Raw genomic sequence first — 18,082 nt, 5'->3', positions numbered from 1 at the left:
TTCAGTTCCGGGCGATCAGCGAAACGGCGGGGAAACCGCCATGCGGCAACTCGGCCGCCTCACCGAAGCGCAGCTTGCACGAGCGCAAGCCCCCCTTGCAGCGATCCTTGGCCGGGTCATCGGTGGGACGATCCTCATCGTCAAAGCGCAAGCTGCCGGTGTAGCCGCAGTTCGGACCACGGTAGCCATTGGTCATCGCCCAATGGCAATAGGCGGTCATCTGCCGGCCGGGCAAGCCATGGCTGTCGATCTCGCCGGGGGACGACAGCTCCCACTGCACGTGCTCGTCGTCTTCCTGGGTCTTCTGGTCGAGGAACCAGATTTCCAGGGCTTCCTGGGTTGGGTCGGCCTGGTTGTTGCCGGCGGCGAAGTTGCGCGCATCCAGGTACTGCCCCAGGGTCTGGCGCACGGTCAGCTTGAACTTGAGCAGGTCCTCGAAGGCCAGGCACAAGGCAGTGACCCGGCCATCGACATTGCCGGCGGTGAACTTCGGCCGGGTGGCCCGGCCGTTGCTGTTGGCACCGATACCATCGACCTGCACCGGCCAGGCGGCATACTCGCTGCCCTGCCACCAGATCGAGCGGGCCGGCAGTTCGGCCGCGCCAGCCGCGGCGACCGTCTCCGGATCGTGGGCGATGGCATGACCATGAAAGCGCAGGGTATCGGCGCCGAACTCGCTGCCGTCGATCTCGAACAGCACGATTTCCGCGCCCGGTTCGAGTTTCTGGATGTCATTGATCAGCGCCATGGCTGCTCTCCTCGGTCATGGATGAAAGGCCTGCTCGAACGTCGCGCTGATGCTGTAAAGGCCGCCCCCCTTGGCGGTGGGCTGATAGCCTTTGCAGCGATACAGGCCCGGCTTGCCCAGGGGCGCGGTCCAGCGGAAGGCTCGGCTGCCGGCATGGCGGTCGAGAAACTCGGCGATCGCGCGGATCTTGGTGTCGTCGCCAATGAACACCAACGGCCAGGACTGGCTGCGGTTGTTGATGCCATCGGCCACCGCCTGTTGGTAGCCGTCGCCGAACTGCACCGTGCGCACGCGGTATTCCACGGTGCCGGTCGGTTCGGTCCTGGGGCTCCAGGTAAAGGTTTCCATGTGATGTTCTCCTTGATCAGCGACCGTGAATGGCCGACCAGATCTGCCCGCCGGGCCTCAGCTCACGAGAGATCTGTTCGCTGGCGCCCTGGCGGGCGGCACCGGCATAGGCATTGGCCAGGCGCTGGGCATTGCCATCGCCCGCAGCGGCATTGCCGTCGCCGGCGGCCACGTTGATAGTCTGCTGGATGACCACTTCGCTGCTGTGGCTGGCAGCACCACCGCCACCGAGTGCGCGAACGCCCAAGGCGCCGTCGGCGCCGCGGGTCAGCGGCATGATCGCCTCGGGGCCGGCTTCGCCGAACAGCGCCATCGGCGCCAGGGTCGGCGTGCTCGCGACACCGTTGGTGAAGGCGCCCCCCTTGGCGAAGGCGGAGCCGCCATAGGAAATACCCGAAGCGTTGAGCTGCGGGGTGAAGGTGGTGGTGCTACCGCCCACGGTCATGCTGCTGGCAGCTGGCGTGGCCCCCCCGCTGAACCACGAGCCAACCAGGTTCATGCCGAACCCGAGCAAGCTGCTCAGCGCCTTGGAGGCGGCGGTCTTGGCAGCCAGCGCGGCCATGTCGGCGATCACCGACTTGGCAAAGTCGGAGAACGACAGCTTGCCGGTGGTGGCAAAGGTCTGCACGGCCGTGCCCATGCGCTCGAAGACACTGGCAAAGACGGCTTGCGACTGCGCCGCGACGTTGCTGGAGGTCTCCAGGTACTCCTCCCAGGCTGCGGATGCGCCGACCATCCAGTCGCCGCGCGCCTGGCTCATCATGTCGTAGTCGTTGAGCACCTGGTTGGTCATGTCGGCATGCCGGGTGCGCATGTCCTCCAGCTGCTGCTGGTAACTGGCGCCATCGGGGCCTGCGGCGCCCAACGGGTTGGCCTGTTCGAACTGGGCCCGTTCGGCGTAGTAGCCTTCGTCCACCTTGAACAGCTGGTCAGCCAGCCCGCCCTGGCGCTTGCTCATGCTCATCTTCGCCACTTCCAGCTCGGCACTGGCGTGTTGCTGGCGCAACGCCTCGCCATAAGGCCGCTCGGGGGCGTTCTGCACAGCCTGCTGCCAGCTCGGCGGCGTGTAGGCGGACTGGAAACGATCCAACGCCTTCCTCGAGATATCCAGGCTCGAGTCGGCGACGGCGCCCACACTCTTGAGGTACTTCTGGTTGAAAGCCTCGACGTTCTTCTGCATCTCGCGCAGGGTGCGGTCACTGAGGGCCGAAGCCCTGGACAGTGCCCGTTCGAGGCTGGAGAGGTCGATCGTCGGGCTGAAACTGGCAAGGTTGGTTGCCATGGGCCTACTCCCTGATCATTGTGAAACCCGCCATGGCGGGTTTCGTGAAGAAGGTGGTGCCGGTCATCAGCACCACTGCTGCATGGCACTCTCGAGCGACACCCCCTGGCGCCGCTGGTGAGGCATGAAATCGATCAACTCGGCGCTGCCGCCGGCCTGATGGTTGGCCTGCAGCGCCAACATGGCGATGCTGGCCTCCAGCCGGCGACCGCCGTGCAATGAGCCATGGCGCTGGATGTATTGCGCCCAGTCCCTGGCCTCTGCGTAGCTCAGCCGCTCCTTGGCTTCGCTGATCGTGCGGCCGCCGATACCGTTGAGCACCAGCTCGTGCCAGAACTCATCGGCGGCCGTCAGTTCTTTGCCGGGGTGTTACCGGTGCCGTTGACTTCGTTGATGGCATTGAGCAGCACGAAGCCCAGCGACGGCTCGAGGTTGAAGGCATCCTCGACGCTCAGCGGCTCCTCGCCGTCCTCGCCCAGGCTGACCGAGGCGGCCAGGTAATGGGCGTTGCGGCTGTGGGACGAAGCCTGTTCGGCGAACAGGCGCTCGATCACCCCGAACGAATGGCGGCGCACGTGCACCACCAGGGTCTGGGCAAGCATGGCGCCAGTCTGTGGGTCAGGCCGGTTCCAGACGATTTCCTTGCGCACGCGCTGCTCGTCGACGATGCCACCCAGGGCCTTGAGTTGATTGATGTTCATTCAGTTCTCCGGGCTCAGGCCTTTTTCGCCCAGGTGGAGCCGCCGGTGCGCTGGATGCTCACCGAAGTGGTAACCACCGCGTTGAGGGCGAAATTGAACGGGAAGTCGGCCACATAACCTTCGAAGGCGAACCAGGTACGGGTGGCCGGCAGCTCGAAACCATCGCCCTTGCTGTTGACGGTTGGCGCCACGCCCTTGCCGTCGGACCAGCCCACCACCCACTTGACGGTGGTGTTGCCCTTGGCTTCGGACAGCTGGTGCAGGCGGATGTGGCTGGCGTTGGTCGGGTCGGCATTGAGGCCGAGGGTAGCGGTGCCTGGGGTGCGCAGGCCTTTCTTGTAGGTGCGCTCCGCGGCATCGAGGGTGGTGTCCTCGATCTGCTCGGCGGGGGCGCCGCCTGGTTCGAACGAGGTCACGTGATCGACTTCCAGCACGCTGAGCGGGCCGGTGCCGGAGACCGGTGGAACCAGTGCATAGATCTGGGTGCCTTGGGTAAGAATCGACATAGGGGTGTTCTCCTTGAACATGATGAAAGCCGCCACGGGGAATCCCGGACGGTCGTGTGCTGCAGGTGAAAGGTGGAAAAAGTTCAGGCTGGCTTGGAGCCGTCGAGGTAGGGCGGGGCATCCGGGTCCGGTTCACGGCTCTTCAGATAAGCCACCAGTTGCTCGTTGCTCATCGCCAGTCGTTCGATCGACTGCCCCAGCGCGGTCTGCACCGAGGCCTGGTTACGCAGCGCGGCCAGCAGTTCGTCGAGTTGCGCTTCGTTCATAGGTGCTCCTTGCTCAATGCCTGCGGTCGTCGGCATCCACGCCGGCCGCGGGTTGCTCGATGCCCAGGCGACGAGCCGCCCAGCGTTCATAAAGGCCGATGGCAACATCGGCACCGGCCATGGCGGTGAGGCAGCCGAAGGCGCTGGCACTCCAGATGGTCATGCCGCTGGCGTACAGCAGCATCACCGTGGACACGCCACAGACCATGCAAGCTCCGGAGCGCAAGGCCAGGCGACGCAGCAGCCCCCAGCCCCGCGCCCCCGCCTTGTCGGCCCGCCACATTTCGCCAGACAGGCCGCCGAGCAAGGCCAGGACGATCACCAGCCAGAGCGGCATGTCGAGCAGTGCCTGTTGTTCGTTTGTCAAAGTCCTGTCTCCTTGGAAAATGGCCACCTCATCCCTCCATCGACTGGATGATCGGCACGCCGGGTAACTCATCGACCAGGACATGCAGCATCAGCGTGCTGATCAGCCGGTAAGGCTGACCGTCGCGGGTGACGGTCACCAGCAGGTCGCCCGAAGCCGCGTCGTGCTCGATGGCGACGTCGGCCTTGTTGTCCATGTGGCTGAGCGAGTAGCCCCAGCCGACACTCGCGGGTGGAAACGGCACCAGGCCCAGGCTGCCAGTGACCTTGAAGCGACCCTCGCCGAGAGCCTGCGAGGCCAGTCGCGTCTGCGCCGGGGTGATGTCGTAAGTGCTGCCATCGTTGAGCAGCGTGATGATTGCGCGCATTCAGGCCACCTTGATCGTGCCGTCGTTGCCGACCTGGCAATTGGCTGTGTTGAGCGTGGTAACGATGGTGAACGGCACCTGCTGCAAACTGGCCGCCGGTGGCGGACCGTCGACCACGATGCCCCAATTGGCCTCCTGCCCCCCCGGCATCGCCAGCGCACCGGTGTTAAGGCAACTGACCGCAAAGCGCGGGTAATAGGCCCTGGACGGGAACTTCAGGTACAGGTTGGCCAGGCCGTTTTCCTCATAGAGGATGATCTGCAGGGCGTTACTGGCCGCCAGGGTGCCCATCTCCCGCGAAGACGTGTTGACCAGCGCGGTCGCCGCGACGATCTTGCCGTCGTAGAAATACCAGCTCAGGTCGATGGTGACCGGCGAGGTGTAGGTCGCCAGGCAGCCGTGCAGGCGCACTATTGGGGCGATGCCTCCGGCGCTGGGCACCTTGGTCTTGAGCGTGAAGGCGTTCACGTAGTTGGACACCGCCAGCACCCCGACCTCGCGGTACAACTGGCCGGACAATGTCGAGTAGTCTGGCTGGAGGGCGCGATCCTTGAGCAGCGCCAGGTTGCGATTGACCTTGTCGAAACCGGTGCGCACCGTGTCGCCGCCGACGCCTGTGGGCGCCGTGCCCATATTGATGATTTCGAAACCCATTTCACCTCCGTTGCGATGAATTTCGTGGATATGAAGCTGCGATGGTCGAACCTATCGCGCTGCCTCGGCATTCCAAAAAGCCCGCCATGCAGGCTTTTCAGTAATGCGTTGATCAACCGCCGGCCACGACTGGTGACGCCGCGCGGTTGCGCTTCAAATTGGTGACTCCGACCGCGGCCGCCTGCCCGCCGGATAACTGATCGTGGTGCTTTACGCTGCACACCCGGGCCAGTTGCCAACCCTCTGAACAGTCGAGGCCTGTTCATCGCTGCCTGTGTAACAACCGGTTGCAGACCGGCTTGAGACACAGAATATGCATGCATGCATATGCAGTCAATGCGTTTGCGGAAAAATTTATGCACATGTTTTTGCCGAATGCATGAAGGGCTTTGCGGATGCGGGTTGTAGGGCTTTTCCGAGGGCGAAAAAAAACCCGCCTGGGCGGGTTTTCGAGATCAAGGGAAGGTCAGCGGGCGTACATGCCCCACCAGAAGACGTGGCCCAACAGGCTGATCTGCTCATCCTGCATCTGCTGGAAGCTGTAGTCTTCGTCCGGGTGCTCGTCGCGATTGAAGCTGCGCAGGCGAATACCGGTGGGCAGGCGATACACCTGCTTTACCCGCAACTGGCCATTGTGATTGATGGCATAGAGGTCGCCATCGATGATGTCGCCGATCGTGCATTTGCCGGTGTTGACGCCAACCGTGGCGCCATCGCGCAATACCGGCAGCATGCTGTTGCCACGCACCGTCACGCACTTGGCATGGTCGAATTGCACGCCATTGTGGCGCAGGCTGCGCTTGCCGAAACGCAAGCGCGCGTTTTCGCTTTCTTCGATGACGAATCTTCCTGATCCTGCTGCCAATTCGACCTCACGGAGAAAAGGAACGGACACCTCGTCGTCCTCGACGGGTGTTTCATCGTCCCACAGACTGATATCGCTCAGCGCGGCGTGGCCCTGGCCCGCAGCAGCCGCTTCACGCGACTCGCCCAGCTCGGCACGCCCGCGCAGCTGGTCGGTGCTGACGCCGAAGTACTCGGCGATCTTCGACACATGCTTGTCGGACGGGTCGACGATCTTCTCGCTGAGGATACGCGACAGGGTGGATTGGGGAACGCCCGTTCGCCGATGCAGCTCTGTCGGGGACAGGCCGTGGCGGTCGAGCAGTGCTCTGAGTACGGAGGCTACGTTGCGTTTTTGCATAGCGTGCATAATGCAACCCCGACGGACTAAATGCAATGCCTGCAGGGCCCACGCGTGAACGACCTCGCTGCAGGCCTGCACGCCGCCGCTCTGCAGGCCAATACCTGCGTGGATTTGCCCCGCCCATTCGACCTGCGTCGGGGGGAAAAAGCCTGTACCATGAGCGGTTTCGAAATTCGCCACCAGATCAACCGCTGTAAGGCCCTGAATGTCTGATCTCTCCGCACACACCCCGATTGTGCTGGAGTATTGACGAAAAAAAGCGCCCAAGCCCCATACACAAAGGGCTTGGGCGCTTTTTTGTATCTGATGGCGAAACGTCCAAAGGGCATTGAGGGGCATAGAATGGCGCTCAGTTTGCCCCATTTTTGCCCCATGATCTGGGGTGCCCTTCTACCGGACTCGCCATAGCTGATCGATCCGCGTGGTGTATGAACGACTCATCATCTCGCGCCGCATCCCCCAGTCAGGGGTGTCGGGGACGCTGGCCGTGCGCATCGTTCCTCGGCCGTACTTGCCGTTGATTTCGTCCAGCATCGACATCAACCGATCGCAAGCCGCCGGCTGCGTCACGGCGAACAGATCATCGCTGAACTCCCCTGGCTGCCGCAGATCCATCAGCAGAACCTCGGCCTTGCTATAGCGGAAACCCGAGCGGTAGACCTGCGCCGCCGCTTCGGTGGCAGCCCTGGTGAGCAGCAGCGTATCGTTGGTTGGGTATGGCAGCTCGACCAAGGCGCCCTTGGCATACTTGGCTTCGTCCGGATTGAACATACCGGTGCGGATGCTGACCCGCATGCGCTTGCATACCGATCCCTGGGCGCGCAGCTTCTCCGCCGCTCGCGCCGTGTAGGTGGCCACCGCCTGCTTGATCGGTGCCAGCGCCGTCAGCCGCTTGCCAAACATCCGACTGCAGCAGATCTCCTGCTTCGGCGGGTCCGCCTCATCCAGCTCGAGGCAAGGGGTACCGGCGAGCTCGCGCGCGGTCTTCTCCACCACGGATCCGACCGACTTGCCTTCTTATAGCAACTCGCGCGCAAGCATGGCGCTGTGCTGGCCAAACCGGCCTGTGTTAAGTCAGGAGTCCCTGTTCAGAGTTGCCTGAAACATAGGGACAAGAAGCTGGCTTCCCCTTTCGTTAAGATGATCGTCGTCAAAGTAGATAGGCAGACCGCCCATATCCCCCCAGCACTCTCCCGCGCTACACAAATATGGAATAGGGTCTAACACTTTCGCTCCACACTGCTCGACAGCCTGATCAATGGCCTGCAGCGCATCGAAATTTCGGGAGTTGTAACTAGCACTCGACATTAAGGTGCGCGCCGGGGAGTTCAGCATCATAGATCGCCCCATAGTCACAGGAACATTATTGCCCTGTTCAGGTGTAGGCCTAACGATATAAACCTCCCTAACTGCAGCTAGCTCACAAACGGTTTTTACGATACCGGCGCGCATCTGCTCCCGATACTGGCTCGTACCAAACGCGAAACCATTGATAGAGAATTTGGAAACCAACCCCATGAGAGCCGGGTCATCCTCGTTCGGGCCATCGAAATAGACTGAAAATCTATTTACTAGAACCACTGGCACATTTTTTGGAAGCTTACTTACCTGACGCAGGCTCCACTCCAAAAATAAACCGCAATCATGCTTCGGCACTTCATTTCGAATGCCGTAAGCCAGCGGGCAGGCATTAGCTGACCATTGAAGCACGTCGCCTTCACTCATCGCAGACTTCACCGCTGTAACTATTGAGGATGAGTGACTATCACCAATAACAACTGCTTTTACTTTACCCTCATTACCATATCGACAATCAGGGACAGGGTGATCTTTTGGTCCCATTTTGGACGCACCTGCGGCGCACTCGCTCAAACGAGGATTTCTGTTATTTGCTTGGTTTATAACTTCGAGGGTTGGAGGATCCAGCCTGCCGGGAAATCCACGATTGATCACTGAAAGAACTCCAGAAGCCCCTACGATAAGGGCAGCGCACAGCAGCAGAGCATATGACACGACTCCCGACCGTTTACTAAAGCCATTACGAACTGCTTTCTCCACGTATCGATAGGACAATGTCCCGAGCACTAGCGTAGAACAGAGCCCGTACAGAGTCGCCATCAAGTGCCCTTTCAAGCCCCAAAACGCCAGCAGGACCGCAATCGGCCAATGCCAGAGATAGATTGAGTATGAGCAACTACCTAACCACTGGGTAGCAGTACCTCCAGTCCACCAGGAACCTTGGCGCGCAGCAAGGATGACCAATGCCGCTCCAAAAACCGGGACGGCAGCCCGCCATCCTGGCCACTGGCTCCCGCTGTCAAAAATTAGAATAGAGAACACGATCAGCGAGAAACCAATCGCCTCAATCCAACGCCGGAAAATTTCACTAAGGACAAAACGGTCAGCATAGAAAAAAATCAGACCGCCCACCAGCAGCTCCCATGCTCGGGTGTGCAGAAGGTAAAATGCCGCCTCGGGCTTCCCTGATGTAAGTGTTATGGAAAGGCAGAATGACGCTATTAAGCCAAGCACTACCGCAATTACTAGCGCATTACATTTCGGACGCAGCTTCCAAATCGAAAACATCACGACTGGAAGCACCATATAGAACTGCCATTCAACAGAAAGAGACCATGTATGCAGAAGCAAATTATCATGGGCTTCAGGTGTAAAATACCCTGCACTCTGCTTCAGCTTGACATTAGAAAAAAAGCCGAGTGCCGCAATCACATAGACTCCAAGCTCCTTGAGCTCGGAGGGCAGTAAGACATACCACCCCAAGACCAAAACCCCGAAGCACAGCACGACAAGTGCAGGCAGAATACGCTTGGCCCTCGCTAAATAGAATTCGATAATAGAGAATTTCTCACCTGACAGTCCGCGCGCAATAATTCCGACCATAAGATAGCCAGAAATCACGAAAAATAGATCGACCCCAACAAAGCCGCCCGAAAAACCCGCGACATCAAAGTGATACAATACTACCGATGCGACCGCCCATGCTCGGAGACCGTTTATATCGGAACGGAATCCGACTGCTTTACTTTCCATAACTTCCCATCAGCAAAAATCGTCCTATTTCTCGTCACATCCGCGTGAGGAGATACGACCCACGTGTCAATCAATCAGGCAGCCCCACGCTTGGATCTGTGGGTTAGGGATAGCCTCGAAGAGAGCAATGATTTCACGAAAGCCACCTATACGCCACCATAGGACGAAACCTAGGGAAGGCGCCATGCAAGAGCGCATCCTTAGGCACTCCCAGGCAAGATACGCACCTCATCGCGCGAAAGAATCTACATACGCCTGGCAGGCCTTCAGCGCGATCAATCCTCGATCACCTTCGTCGGTGATGGCGATAATTCGTTTAGCATGCGCTGGGTCAAGTTGGGCGCGTAGGGCTCCATCCACCACGCCTCCGGTGCCGGCGGGCGCTCGCACCCCACCGCCACAACCCTGGGCGGCAACGGATCCGGCATCGACCAGAACTGACAACCGCAGATCAGCAGTAGCAAGCCGGTCGCGCAGGCGAGCCAGAGCTTGTTGAGCATCGTTCATCTCCTTCCAGTAGGTTTGGTCCTGCGCCTGCAGGCGATCTTCCAACTCGCGCCTGGCTGCCTGCAACTGTTCGAGCTGACCGAGCACCGCCACCGCAGCACCCTCCCGCTCCCGGCCATGCTCCAGATCCTTTGTCGCAAGCCGCTGCTCATAGCCCGCCGCCTGAGTGGCCAGCTCGTTGGCCTGCCACAACTAGGCAAGCCGTGCGCCGACCACCGCCCCGAACACCAGTGCCAGCAGGGCTAGCCGCGATTCGAGGCCCATCAGATCAGCACCTCCTCTGCGCGCTCGTAGATCTCCAAACGATCGGCCTGTCCGTTGAGCCCGCCGTTAATGCGTCGCGTGATGGCTTCGAACGCAGAAGGCCCCTTGTCGGCCAGCGAGTTAAGGCCCGCCTGATGCCAGAACCACCCGGCTGAGTCAGCGGCATGCTCAGGGCGCTCGATGAGTTCGGGGTGGGCCAGCAGGTCCAGGCCAAGCGCCTCGCCACAGCGCTTGTAGTTGGCGCGCCCGGTGATCTGAATCAGGCCACGGCCACAGTACTTTTGGCCGTCGCCGTCGGCCTCGGGCGTGTTGCCCAGGCGGGCGGCGAGCTTGCCGGTGTCCTACTTTGCCAGGTACTGGTCGCCGCCCAGTTCGCGGACGTAGCGCAACTGGCCGGACTCATGGCCGACCTGGGCGAGGAAGGCACGCTTGCGCAGCGCGGTGACGATGCCCCACTTCACCGTGTGTACCACAACCGACATGAATGGAGAGATGAGTCGGTAACCCCGCTCCTGTCGCCAAGCACCCAAGCAAGGAAGGGAGTGATCAATGAGTGGTTCGTCTCAACTGCCTGGAACACGAAATGGGCAGGCATCCAGCGCCGTGCCGGAATCCGTCCGAGACGCCCCTACAAGACACGGCACACGTACGCATGCTGGTGCCTGACGGCACGAGGGAATCTGGCGTTCATTGCAAAGCAGATGGGGCACAAGGACTTCACGATGCTTGTAGAGGTATATGCAAAATGGATGGATGATGAGTCGTCCCAAGAGCTGGATCGAATCTGGATGGGTATTTGCCAAGGCCGCCGCAAAAATTAAAGAGGAGCCCCCCGCCGGCGAACCGGCGGGATGGGCTGCTACCGCAAGGACAGCATCATGGTGAGCGGAGAAATTTCTGGGCAGCGGACAAAGCCGGCCTTCTTCGCGTAGAACTCAGCAAGCGCCTCGTTCAGAGGATGAACCAGCAGCGCAGCAGTACCGACAACCTCAGAAGATGCGAGCACCCGGCCAATGGCATCCTGCAGAAGCCCTTCGGCAAAACCGAAACCCTGAGCAGACATCGTCACCCCCATGCGACCGAGAATCGTCGCAGGATGGACATCTGGGGTATTCCGCTGGAGCTTCTTGGGCAACACGTGCTCACGCACGATAGAGCCACTAGACAGAGTGTAGTAACCGGCCACCCGGTTAGTGCCCTTGAAGCAGATCACGTAGACCACCGCTTGCTTCTTCTCTTGCGCCCTCCTTGCGTACTTGTGAAGGTACTCGGTGATCGAGCTCTCTCCACAGTCAAAGTCACTGAAATCGTGAAACGCGTTCAGCTTCTCGGGTTTGCTCAGCTCCAGGGGGCAGGCTTTGACATCAGTTTTTCTAAACACTTGTTACTCCTTAACGGATTGGATTCAAGTGCCTGTTCAAAGCGGTCGAACGCTTCATCATTGAGAATGAATAATTGACGATCCATGATCACTTCTTCCGCTCTCTTGCAAGCAGCATCCAAAATGAAGCTAGTCCTGTCAGTTCCCAGCAGCTCCACGGCCGCATCGATCAGGCTTCGTTTTTTTGTATCAACCCGCATGTTGATTGGTACGGGTTTATCTCGCTCGATGTTTAGAGCAGACATTTTTCTTACCTCTAATAGTTTGGTTACTGGTTCCTTTTTCTCCTTATAGGTCCACTTCGAATTAGGTTGTCACGTCGTATGTCACATCGAGCTGCTTGCATGCGGTCACACATTTGCTTTGCCTCGGTATGCCCCAGATAAGCGGGGACTTTTGCCCAGAGAAAACGGGACTTGATCTAGACCTTCTTAGGCTATGCTCCTGACATGTCGGAGCTTAGGTGTGGAGGCCATCTCCACGTTTCCAATACTACCCGATTCGTGTAGCCAACGTCTACACGCGTGTATGAATCTGACTTACAAAAAACCCGCCTCGCTCCAAAGCGGCGTCGTGGTACCCTAGATACATTCTCCGCAAGGACTGCGGCATCGAGCCCTTAGCTTTCAATCGAAATGCCCCGTCCATGCCCCAGCGCCAGAACAGAATCCCCTAAGCTATTGATGAATAAAGCAATTACTGATTTTTCAGCACACACCCCGATGATGCAGCAGTACTGGAAGCTGAAGAACCAGCACCCGGACCAGCTGATGTTCTACCGCATGGGCGACTTCTACGAGATCTTCTACGAAGATGCGAAGAAGGCCGCGAAACTGCTGGATATCACCCTGACCGCCCGTGGGCAGTCGGCGGGCCAGTCGATCCCCATGTGCGGGATTCCATTCCACTCGCTGGAGGGCTACCTGGCCAAGCTGGTCAAGCTCGGCGAATCGGTGGTGATCTGCGAACAGATCGGCGACCCGGCCACCAGCAAGGGCCCGGTGGAGCGCCAGGTGGTGCGTATCATCACCCCCGGCACGGTCAGCGACGAAGCGTTGCTCGATGAGCGCCGCGACAACCTGATCGCCGCCCTGCTCGGTGACGAGCGCCTGTTCGGCCTGGCCGTGCTGGACATCACCAGCGGCAACTTCATCGTGCAGGAGATCAAGGGCTGGGAGAACCTGCTGGCCGAGCTCGAGCGCATCAACCCGGTGGAGCTGCTGATCCCCGACGACTGGCCGCAGGGGCTGCCCGCGGAGAAGCGCCCCGGCGCCCGTCGCCGCGCGCCCTGGGACTTCGACCGCGACTCGGCGCGCAAGAGCCTCTGCCAGCAGTTCGCCACCCAGGACCTCAAGGGCTTCGGTTGCGACAAGCTGACCCTGGCCATCGGCGCGGCCGGCTGCCTGCTGACCTACGCCAAGGAAACCCAGCGTACCGCCCTGCCCCACCTGCGCAGCCTGCGCCACGAGCGCATGGACGACACGGTCATCCTAGATGCCGCCAGCCGCCGCAACCTGGAACTGGACATCAACCTGGCCGGTGGCCGCGACAACACCCTGCAATCGGTGATCGACCGCTGCCAGACCGCCATGGCCAGCCGCCTGCTGACCCGCTGGTTGAACCGTCCGCTGCGCGATCTGAAGGTGCTCAAGGCACGCCAGGACTCGATCCGTTGCCTGCTGGACGGCTACCGCTTCGAAAAGCTGCAGCCGCAGCTCAAGGAAATCGGCGATATCGAGCGGATCCTGGCGCGCATCGGCCTGCGCAACGCTCGCCCACGTGACCTGGCACGCCTGCGCGACGCCCTGGGCGCGTTGCCCGAGCTGCAGAACGCCATGGCCGAGCTGGAAGCGCCGCACCTGGCACGCCTGGCCGCCATCACCGGCACCTACCCGGAGCTGGCCGGCCTGCTGGAGCGGGCGATCATCGACAACCCGCCAGCGGTGATCCGCGACGGCGGCGTGCTCAAGACCGGCTACGACAGCGAGCTGGACGAGCTGCTGGCCATGAGCGAAAACGCCGGCCAGTTCCTGATTGACCTGGAAGCCCGCGAAAAAGCCCGCACCGGCCTGGCCAACCTCAAGGTCGGCTACAACCGCGTGCACGGCTATTTCATCGAGCTGCCCACCAAGCAAGCCGAACAAGCGCCAGGCGACTACATCCGTCGGCAGACGCTCAAGGGCGCCGAGCGCTTCATCACCCCCGAGCTCAAGGCCTTCGAAGACAAGGCGCTGTCGGCCAAGAGCCGCGCGCTGAGCCGCGAGAAGATGCTCTACGACGCGCTGCTCGAGACCCTCATCGGCCACTTGGCGCCACTGCAGGACAGCGCCGCCGCCTTGGCCGAGCTGGACGTGCTGAGCAACCTGGCCGAACGCGCGCTGAACCTGGACCTGAACTGCCCAAGCTTCGTCGACGAACCCTGCATGCGCATCGAGCAGGGGCGCCACCCGGTGGTCGAGCAGGTACTGACCACGCCGTTCGTGGCCAACGACCTGGGCCTGGACGACAGCACCCGGATGTTGATCATCACCGGCCCGAACATGGGCGGTAAATCCACCTACATGCGCCAGACCGCCCTGATCGTGCTGATGGCGCATATCGGCAGCTACGTGCCCGCCGCGCGCTGCGAGCTGTCGCCGGTCGACCGCATTTTCACCCGTATCGGCTCCAGCGACGACCTGGCCGGCGGGCGCTCGACCTTCATGGTCGAGATGAGCGAGACCGCCAATATCCTGCACAACGCCACCGACCGCAGCCTGGTGCTGATGGACGAAGTGGGCCGCGGCACCAGTACTTTCGACGGCCTGTCGCTGGCCTGGGCCGCCGCCGAGCGCCTGGCCCAGCTGCGCGCCTATACCCTGTTCGCCACCCACTACTTCGAGCTGACCGTGCTGCCCGACAGCGAGCCGCTGGTGGCCAACGTGCACCTGAACGCCACCGAGCACAACGAACGCATCGTGTTCCTCCACCATGTGCTGCCGGGGCCTGCCAGCCAGAGCTACGGCCTGGCGGTGGCGCAACTGGCGGGCGTGCCCGCGGTGGTGATCCAACGTGCCCGCGAACACCTGGGCCGGCTGGAAACCGCCAGCCTGCCCCACGAGGCGCCGGTCGTACGCAACGACACCAGCGCCCGCAGCAACACGCCTCACGTGCCGCATCAAAGCGACCTGTTCGCCAGCCTGCCACACCCGGCCATCGAGAAGCTGGGCAAGCTGGACCTGGACGACATGACGCCGCGCCAAGCTATCGAAACGCTATATCAACTGAAAAACCTGTTATAACGGCACACCGCGCAAGCTGGTAGAATCCGGCGCGGTTTGCGAGTGCTGCAGGCTATTAGCCTGGCCTGCAGCCACCACCGTGAACCGCGCTGCCCTGGAAGGAAGGGCAAGCTGCCGTCGCCTGAGGAGAGAATTAGAAATGACCTTCGTCGTCACCGACAACTGCATCAAATGCAAGTACACCGACTGCGTGGAAGTCTGTCCGGTGGACTGCTTCTACGAAGGCCCGAACTTCCTGGTGATCCACCCGGACGAGTGCATCGACTGTGCGCTGTGCGAGCCAGAATGCCCGGCCCAGGCCATTTTCTCGGAAGACGAAGTGCCAGCTGGCATGGAGAACTTCATCGAGCTCAACGCAGAGCTCGCGGAAATCTGGCCGAACATCACAGAGAAGAAGGATGCGCTGCCAGACGCCGAAGAGTGGGATGGCAAAACTGGCAAGATCGCCGATCTGCAGCGCTGATCGCGCCCGGACGCAAAAAGGCCCGCAAGGGCCTTTTTCATTTTCCGCGGGCAAAAAAAAGGGGCGGTTTGACCCGCCCACATTTTTTCCGTAGTCCCTGTTTGTCCCAAACATCATCCTGATGAATCGCGTCCCGCGATGTCCTTGGCCGTCATCCTTGAAAGCCTGTGTCAGTCCGTAGACACAGTTCAGATATTAGCGATTCCCCGGCAGGGAACAAGCGTCGAATTTGTCAGGATGATTCCGGCGATACATTTTTCAACACCGTTAAAATCATTGTTTTTCAATTAGTTATGAAAATTAAACCATTGAAAACGACATTGATTTACCGATCCCTACAGCAATAGCTTACGCGCTTGGTAAGCAAATGCTTACACGTGTTGTTGCGAGGGTGGCTAAAGGAATATTGAGTCGGGTTGGCCGTAGCGGATGGGCGAGTGGATGGCACCGGCTGCGCCGGTGTTCGCCAGCAAGGCTGGAGCCTGCAACACCATCATTCCTGGGGCAACGAGCTGCTGCCAGAACGCAAACGCCCCGAACAAGTCGGGGCGTTTGCCGTACCTGGCTCAACGACTACTGAAACAACGACTCGCTGGACAGGCCATTCTTCTCGAGGATCTCGCGCAAGCGCTTGAGGCCTTCGACCTGGATCTGCCGCACCCGCTCACGGGTAAGGCCGATCTCCAGCCCTACATCTTCCAGGGTGCTGCTTTCATGCCCACGCAGACCAAAGCGGCGCACCACCACTTCGCGCTGCTTGTCGGTCAGTTCGCCCAGCCACTGATCGATGCTCTGCGACAGGTCGTCGTCCTGCAGCAGCTCGCACGGGTCGGTGGGGCGGTCGTCGGTCAGGGTATCGAGCAGGGTCTTGTCCGAGTCCGGGCCAAGCGAGACGTCCACCGACGACACCCGCTCGTTGAGGCCGAGCATGCGCTTGACCTCGGCCACCGGTTTTTCCAGCAGGCTGGCGATTTCTTCCGGCGACGGCTCGTGGTCGAGCTTTTGCGTCAGCTCCCGCGCGGCACGCAGGTAGACGTTGAGCTCCTTGACCACGTGAATGGGCAGGCGGATTGTGCGCGTCTGGTTCATGATCGCCCGCTCGATGGTCTGGCGGATCCACCAGGTCGCATAGGTCGAGAAGCGGAAGCCACGCTCAGGGTCGAACTTCTCCACCGCGCGAATCAGGCCCAGGTTGCCTTCCTCGATCAGGTCGAGCAACGACAGGCCACGATTGACGTAGCGGCGGGCGATCTTGACCACCAGGCGCAGGTTGCTTTCGATCATGCGCTTGCGACCGGCAGGGTCGCCTTTTTGCGAGAGGCGCGCGAAATGCACTTCTTCCTCTGGCGAAAGCAGAGGCGAAAAGCCGATTTCGTTGAGATACAGCTGCGTGGCATCGAGCGCCCGGCTGTAATCGATGTACTTGTGCTGCTTGAGCGATGCGCCCTGTTTCGACTTGGTCCGAACCGAAGGTACAGCAGGTTCGTCTGACACCACATCCGTTTCCAAAACGATGCCCGTCTCCATCAGTAGGAGGTCATCGTCGATGTCAAACTCCGGCACTTCTTTACTGAGAGCCATTGTTATAGTCCTTTGCTGAGTTCGAACTCAGACTCGAGCGTCACCCTTCCATGGCAGCGCTGGAGCCTGTCCCCTCTACATCCAAGGAACAGGCCGGGACATTGATCAACGGCGTGGCAGGAACTGGAGTGGATCGACGGGTTTGCCCTGGCGGCGAATCTCGAAATGCAGCTTCACCCGATCAGTGCCCGTGGACCCCATTTCTGCGATCGTCTGCCCTGCCTTGACCTGCTGCCCCTCCCGAACCAAAAGCCTGCGGTTGTGGCCGTAGGCACTGACGTAGGTATCGCTATGTTTGATGATGATGAGCTCGCCATAGCCCCTCAAGCCACTGCCGGCGTAGACCACCGCTCCATCAGACGCAGCAAAAACAGGCTGTCCCAAATCACCGGCGATATCAATGCCTTTATTCAAACTACCGTTTGAAGCGAATTTTCCAATCAGCACGCCGTTCGCCGGCCACGTCCAACCGCCGACGGCACGCTCTGCGGCGGGCACCTGGGCAACCGTTTGCGAGGCGCCGGAAGAGGCAGGCGTGGCACTTTTGCCATTGCCTGCGGGCGGTGGTGGAGTACCGACCGGACGGCGGATGACCGTGGTCTTGCTCGATGACGACGGGCTGCTGACGACCGTGGTGCTGCCCCCCGCGCCGCTGCTGAAACGGATCGGCTGGCCGGGGCGGATGGTGTAGGGCGCGGCGATGTTGTTGCGCGCCGCCAGTTCCTTGTAGTCCCAGCCATAGCGGAAGGCGATGGAGAACAAGGTGTCGCCCGGCTTGACGATGTACTGCCCCGAGGTGACGGTCGGGCGCTTGGGCGCCGCGTTGTTGCGGTCGACCACGCGCGCGCCGTTCGAGCCGGTGCTGGAACAGCCGGCCAGCAAGGTCCCCATGGCCAGCGCCAGCACCAGAAGCTTCAACCCCGACCGATCCTTGCGCTGCCGCATGACTGTGTGACCCACCCGCGCTCCCCTCATGGTGCCTGAATACGACGATACGAAATGCAATATTGTTTCAATTATAACCGAGCCTGCGCCCCGGGGGTGGCTCGCAGTTGGCCCCGACGCTCGGCAGTGGCCACGCCAGATAGACAGGGCCGGCGCGCAGTAA

The 18,082-nt window shown here is 60.8% G+C and carries 19 protein-coding genes and 3 pseudogenes; 3 read left to right on the top strand and 19 right to left on the bottom strand.

Annotated elements, in window-relative coordinates; translation table 11 throughout:
- Window position 1: 1 nt before the first annotated feature.
- The 15 genes and pseudogenes from NJG22_RS12295 to NJG22_RS12225 form a co-directional block, all read right to left on the bottom strand.
- Window positions 2-748 (bottom strand): phage minor tail protein L, encoded by a 747-nt coding sequence (locus NJG22_RS12295; protein WP_253094834.1) that lies wholly within the window; start codon window positions 746-748, stop codon window positions 2-4.
- A gap of 15 nt (window positions 749-763) precedes the next feature.
- On the bottom strand, window positions 764-1,096 hold the full coding sequence (locus tag NJG22_RS12290) for a phage tail protein (protein ID WP_253094832.1): 333 nt from the start codon (window positions 1,094-1,096) through the stop codon (window positions 764-766).
- A gap of 16 nt (window positions 1,097-1,112) precedes the next feature.
- Window positions 1,113-2,378 carry a phage tail tape measure protein gene (locus NJG22_RS12285; RefSeq protein WP_253094830.1) on the bottom strand — a complete coding sequence of 422 codons (1,266 nt, stop codon included), beginning with the start codon at window positions 2,376-2,378 and terminating at the stop codon, window positions 1,113-1,115.
- Between the two features lie 66 nt (window positions 2,379-2,444).
- Entirely contained in the window at window positions 2,445-2,699 is a 255-nt protein-coding gene (locus tag NJG22_RS12280) for a hypothetical protein (RefSeq protein WP_217849491.1), read from the bottom strand.
- Between the two features lie 29 nt (window positions 2,700-2,728).
- Window positions 2,729-3,079 (bottom strand): phage tail assembly chaperone family protein, TAC, encoded by a 351-nt coding sequence (locus NJG22_RS12275; protein WP_253094827.1) that lies wholly within the window; start codon window positions 3,077-3,079, stop codon window positions 2,729-2,731.
- 14 nt (window positions 3,080-3,093) lie between these two features.
- A complete protein-coding gene (locus NJG22_RS12270; protein ID WP_217849495.1) occupies window positions 3,094-3,585 on the bottom strand; it encodes a phage tail tube protein in 492 nt (163 codons plus the stop codon).
- 83 nt (window positions 3,586-3,668) lie between these two features.
- Window positions 3,669-3,851 (bottom strand): hypothetical protein, encoded by a 183-nt coding sequence (locus tag NJG22_RS12265; protein ID WP_253094825.1) that lies wholly within the window; start codon window positions 3,849-3,851, stop codon window positions 3,669-3,671.
- Between the two features lie 13 nt (window positions 3,852-3,864).
- Entirely contained in the window at window positions 3,865-4,218 is a 354-nt protein-coding gene (locus tag NJG22_RS12260; protein ID WP_253094823.1) for a phage holin family protein, read from the bottom strand.
- Window positions 4,219-4,246: 28 nt separating this feature from the next.
- Entirely contained in the window at window positions 4,247-4,585 is a 339-nt protein-coding gene (locus NJG22_RS12255) for a hypothetical protein (RefSeq protein WP_253094822.1), read from the bottom strand.
- Window positions 4,586-5,239 (bottom strand): hypothetical protein, encoded by a 654-nt coding sequence (locus NJG22_RS12250; protein ID WP_217849502.1) that lies wholly within the window; start codon window positions 5,237-5,239, stop codon window positions 4,586-4,588.
- A 466-nt stretch (window positions 5,240-5,705) separates the two neighbouring features.
- Complete coding sequence (locus tag NJG22_RS12245; protein WP_217849504.1) at window positions 5,706-6,452, bottom strand: XRE family transcriptional regulator; 747 nt, start codon at window positions 6,450-6,452, stop codon at window positions 5,706-5,708.
- A gap of 384 nt (window positions 6,453-6,836) precedes the next feature.
- A pseudogene (locus NJG22_RS12240) lies at window positions 6,837-7,502 on the bottom strand (DUF4113 domain-containing protein); the annotation flags it as partial.
- 18 nt (window positions 7,503-7,520) lie between these two features.
- On the bottom strand, window positions 7,521-9,497 hold the full coding sequence (locus NJG22_RS12235; RefSeq protein ID WP_253094820.1) for an acyltransferase family protein: 1,977 nt from the start codon (window positions 9,495-9,497) through the stop codon (window positions 7,521-7,523).
- A 228-nt stretch (window positions 9,498-9,725) separates the two neighbouring features.
- Window positions 9,726-10,268, bottom strand: a pseudogene (locus NJG22_RS12230) (lysis system i-spanin subunit Rz).
- Window positions 10,268-10,762, bottom strand: a pseudogene (locus NJG22_RS12225) (glycoside hydrolase family 19 protein). The pseudogenes NJG22_RS12230 and NJG22_RS12225 overlap by 1 nt, the downstream one beginning before the upstream one ends.
- Here NJG22_RS12225 and NJG22_RS12220 point away from each other — a divergent pair.
- Window positions 10,670-11,089: a tyrosine-type recombinase/integrase gene (locus NJG22_RS12220; RefSeq protein WP_253094818.1), complete on the top strand. Its 420-nt coding sequence runs from the start codon at window positions 10,670-10,672 to the stop codon at window positions 11,087-11,089. The pseudogene NJG22_RS12225 and the gene NJG22_RS12220 overlap by 93 nt on opposite strands.
- A 38-nt stretch (window positions 11,090-11,127) precedes the next feature.
- Here the strand turns inward: NJG22_RS12220 and NJG22_RS12215 are convergent, their stop codons facing one another.
- Both NJG22_RS12215 and NJG22_RS12210 read right to left on the bottom strand, forming a co-directional pair.
- Window positions 11,128-11,649: a hypothetical protein gene (locus tag NJG22_RS12215; protein WP_253094817.1), complete on the bottom strand. Its 522-nt coding sequence runs from the start codon at window positions 11,647-11,649 to the stop codon at window positions 11,128-11,130.
- On the bottom strand, window positions 11,607-11,894 hold the full coding sequence (locus NJG22_RS12210; RefSeq protein ID WP_253094815.1) for a DUF1778 domain-containing protein: 288 nt from the start codon (window positions 11,892-11,894) through the stop codon (window positions 11,607-11,609). The genes NJG22_RS12215 and NJG22_RS12210 overlap by 43 nt, the downstream gene beginning before the upstream one ends.
- Before the next feature lie 450 nt (window positions 11,895-12,344).
- On the opposite strand from NJG22_RS12210, the gene mutS reads away from it, so the two are divergent.
- Entirely contained in the window at window positions 12,345-14,930 is a 2,586-nt protein-coding gene (mutS, locus tag NJG22_RS12205; RefSeq protein ID WP_253094973.1) for a DNA mismatch repair protein MutS, read from the top strand.
- A gap of 139 nt (window positions 14,931-15,069) precedes the next feature.
- Entirely contained in the window at window positions 15,070-15,393 is a 324-nt protein-coding gene (gene fdxA / locus NJG22_RS12200; RefSeq protein ID WP_217849508.1) for a ferredoxin FdxA, read from the top strand.
- 573 nt (window positions 15,394-15,966) lie between these two features.
- On the opposite strand, the gene rpoS is transcribed toward fdxA, so the two are convergent.
- Complete coding sequence (gene rpoS / locus NJG22_RS12195) at window positions 15,967-16,974, bottom strand: RNA polymerase sigma factor RpoS (protein WP_011535249.1); 1,008 nt, start codon at window positions 16,972-16,974, stop codon at window positions 15,967-15,969.
- Between the two features lie 105 nt (window positions 16,975-17,079).
- Entirely contained in the window at window positions 17,080-17,934 is an 855-nt protein-coding gene (locus NJG22_RS12190; RefSeq protein ID WP_253094814.1) for a peptidoglycan DD-metalloendopeptidase family protein, read from the bottom strand.
- Window positions 17,935-18,082 lie beyond the last annotated feature (148 nt).

Source organism: Pseudomonas sp. VA159-2 (genome assembly GCF_024126635.1).
GTDB classification, from domain to species: domain Bacteria; phylum Pseudomonadota; class Gammaproteobacteria; order Pseudomonadales; family Pseudomonadaceae; genus Aquipseudomonas; species Aquipseudomonas muyukensis.
This window is presented reverse-complemented; position numbering and strand designations above follow the sequence as displayed.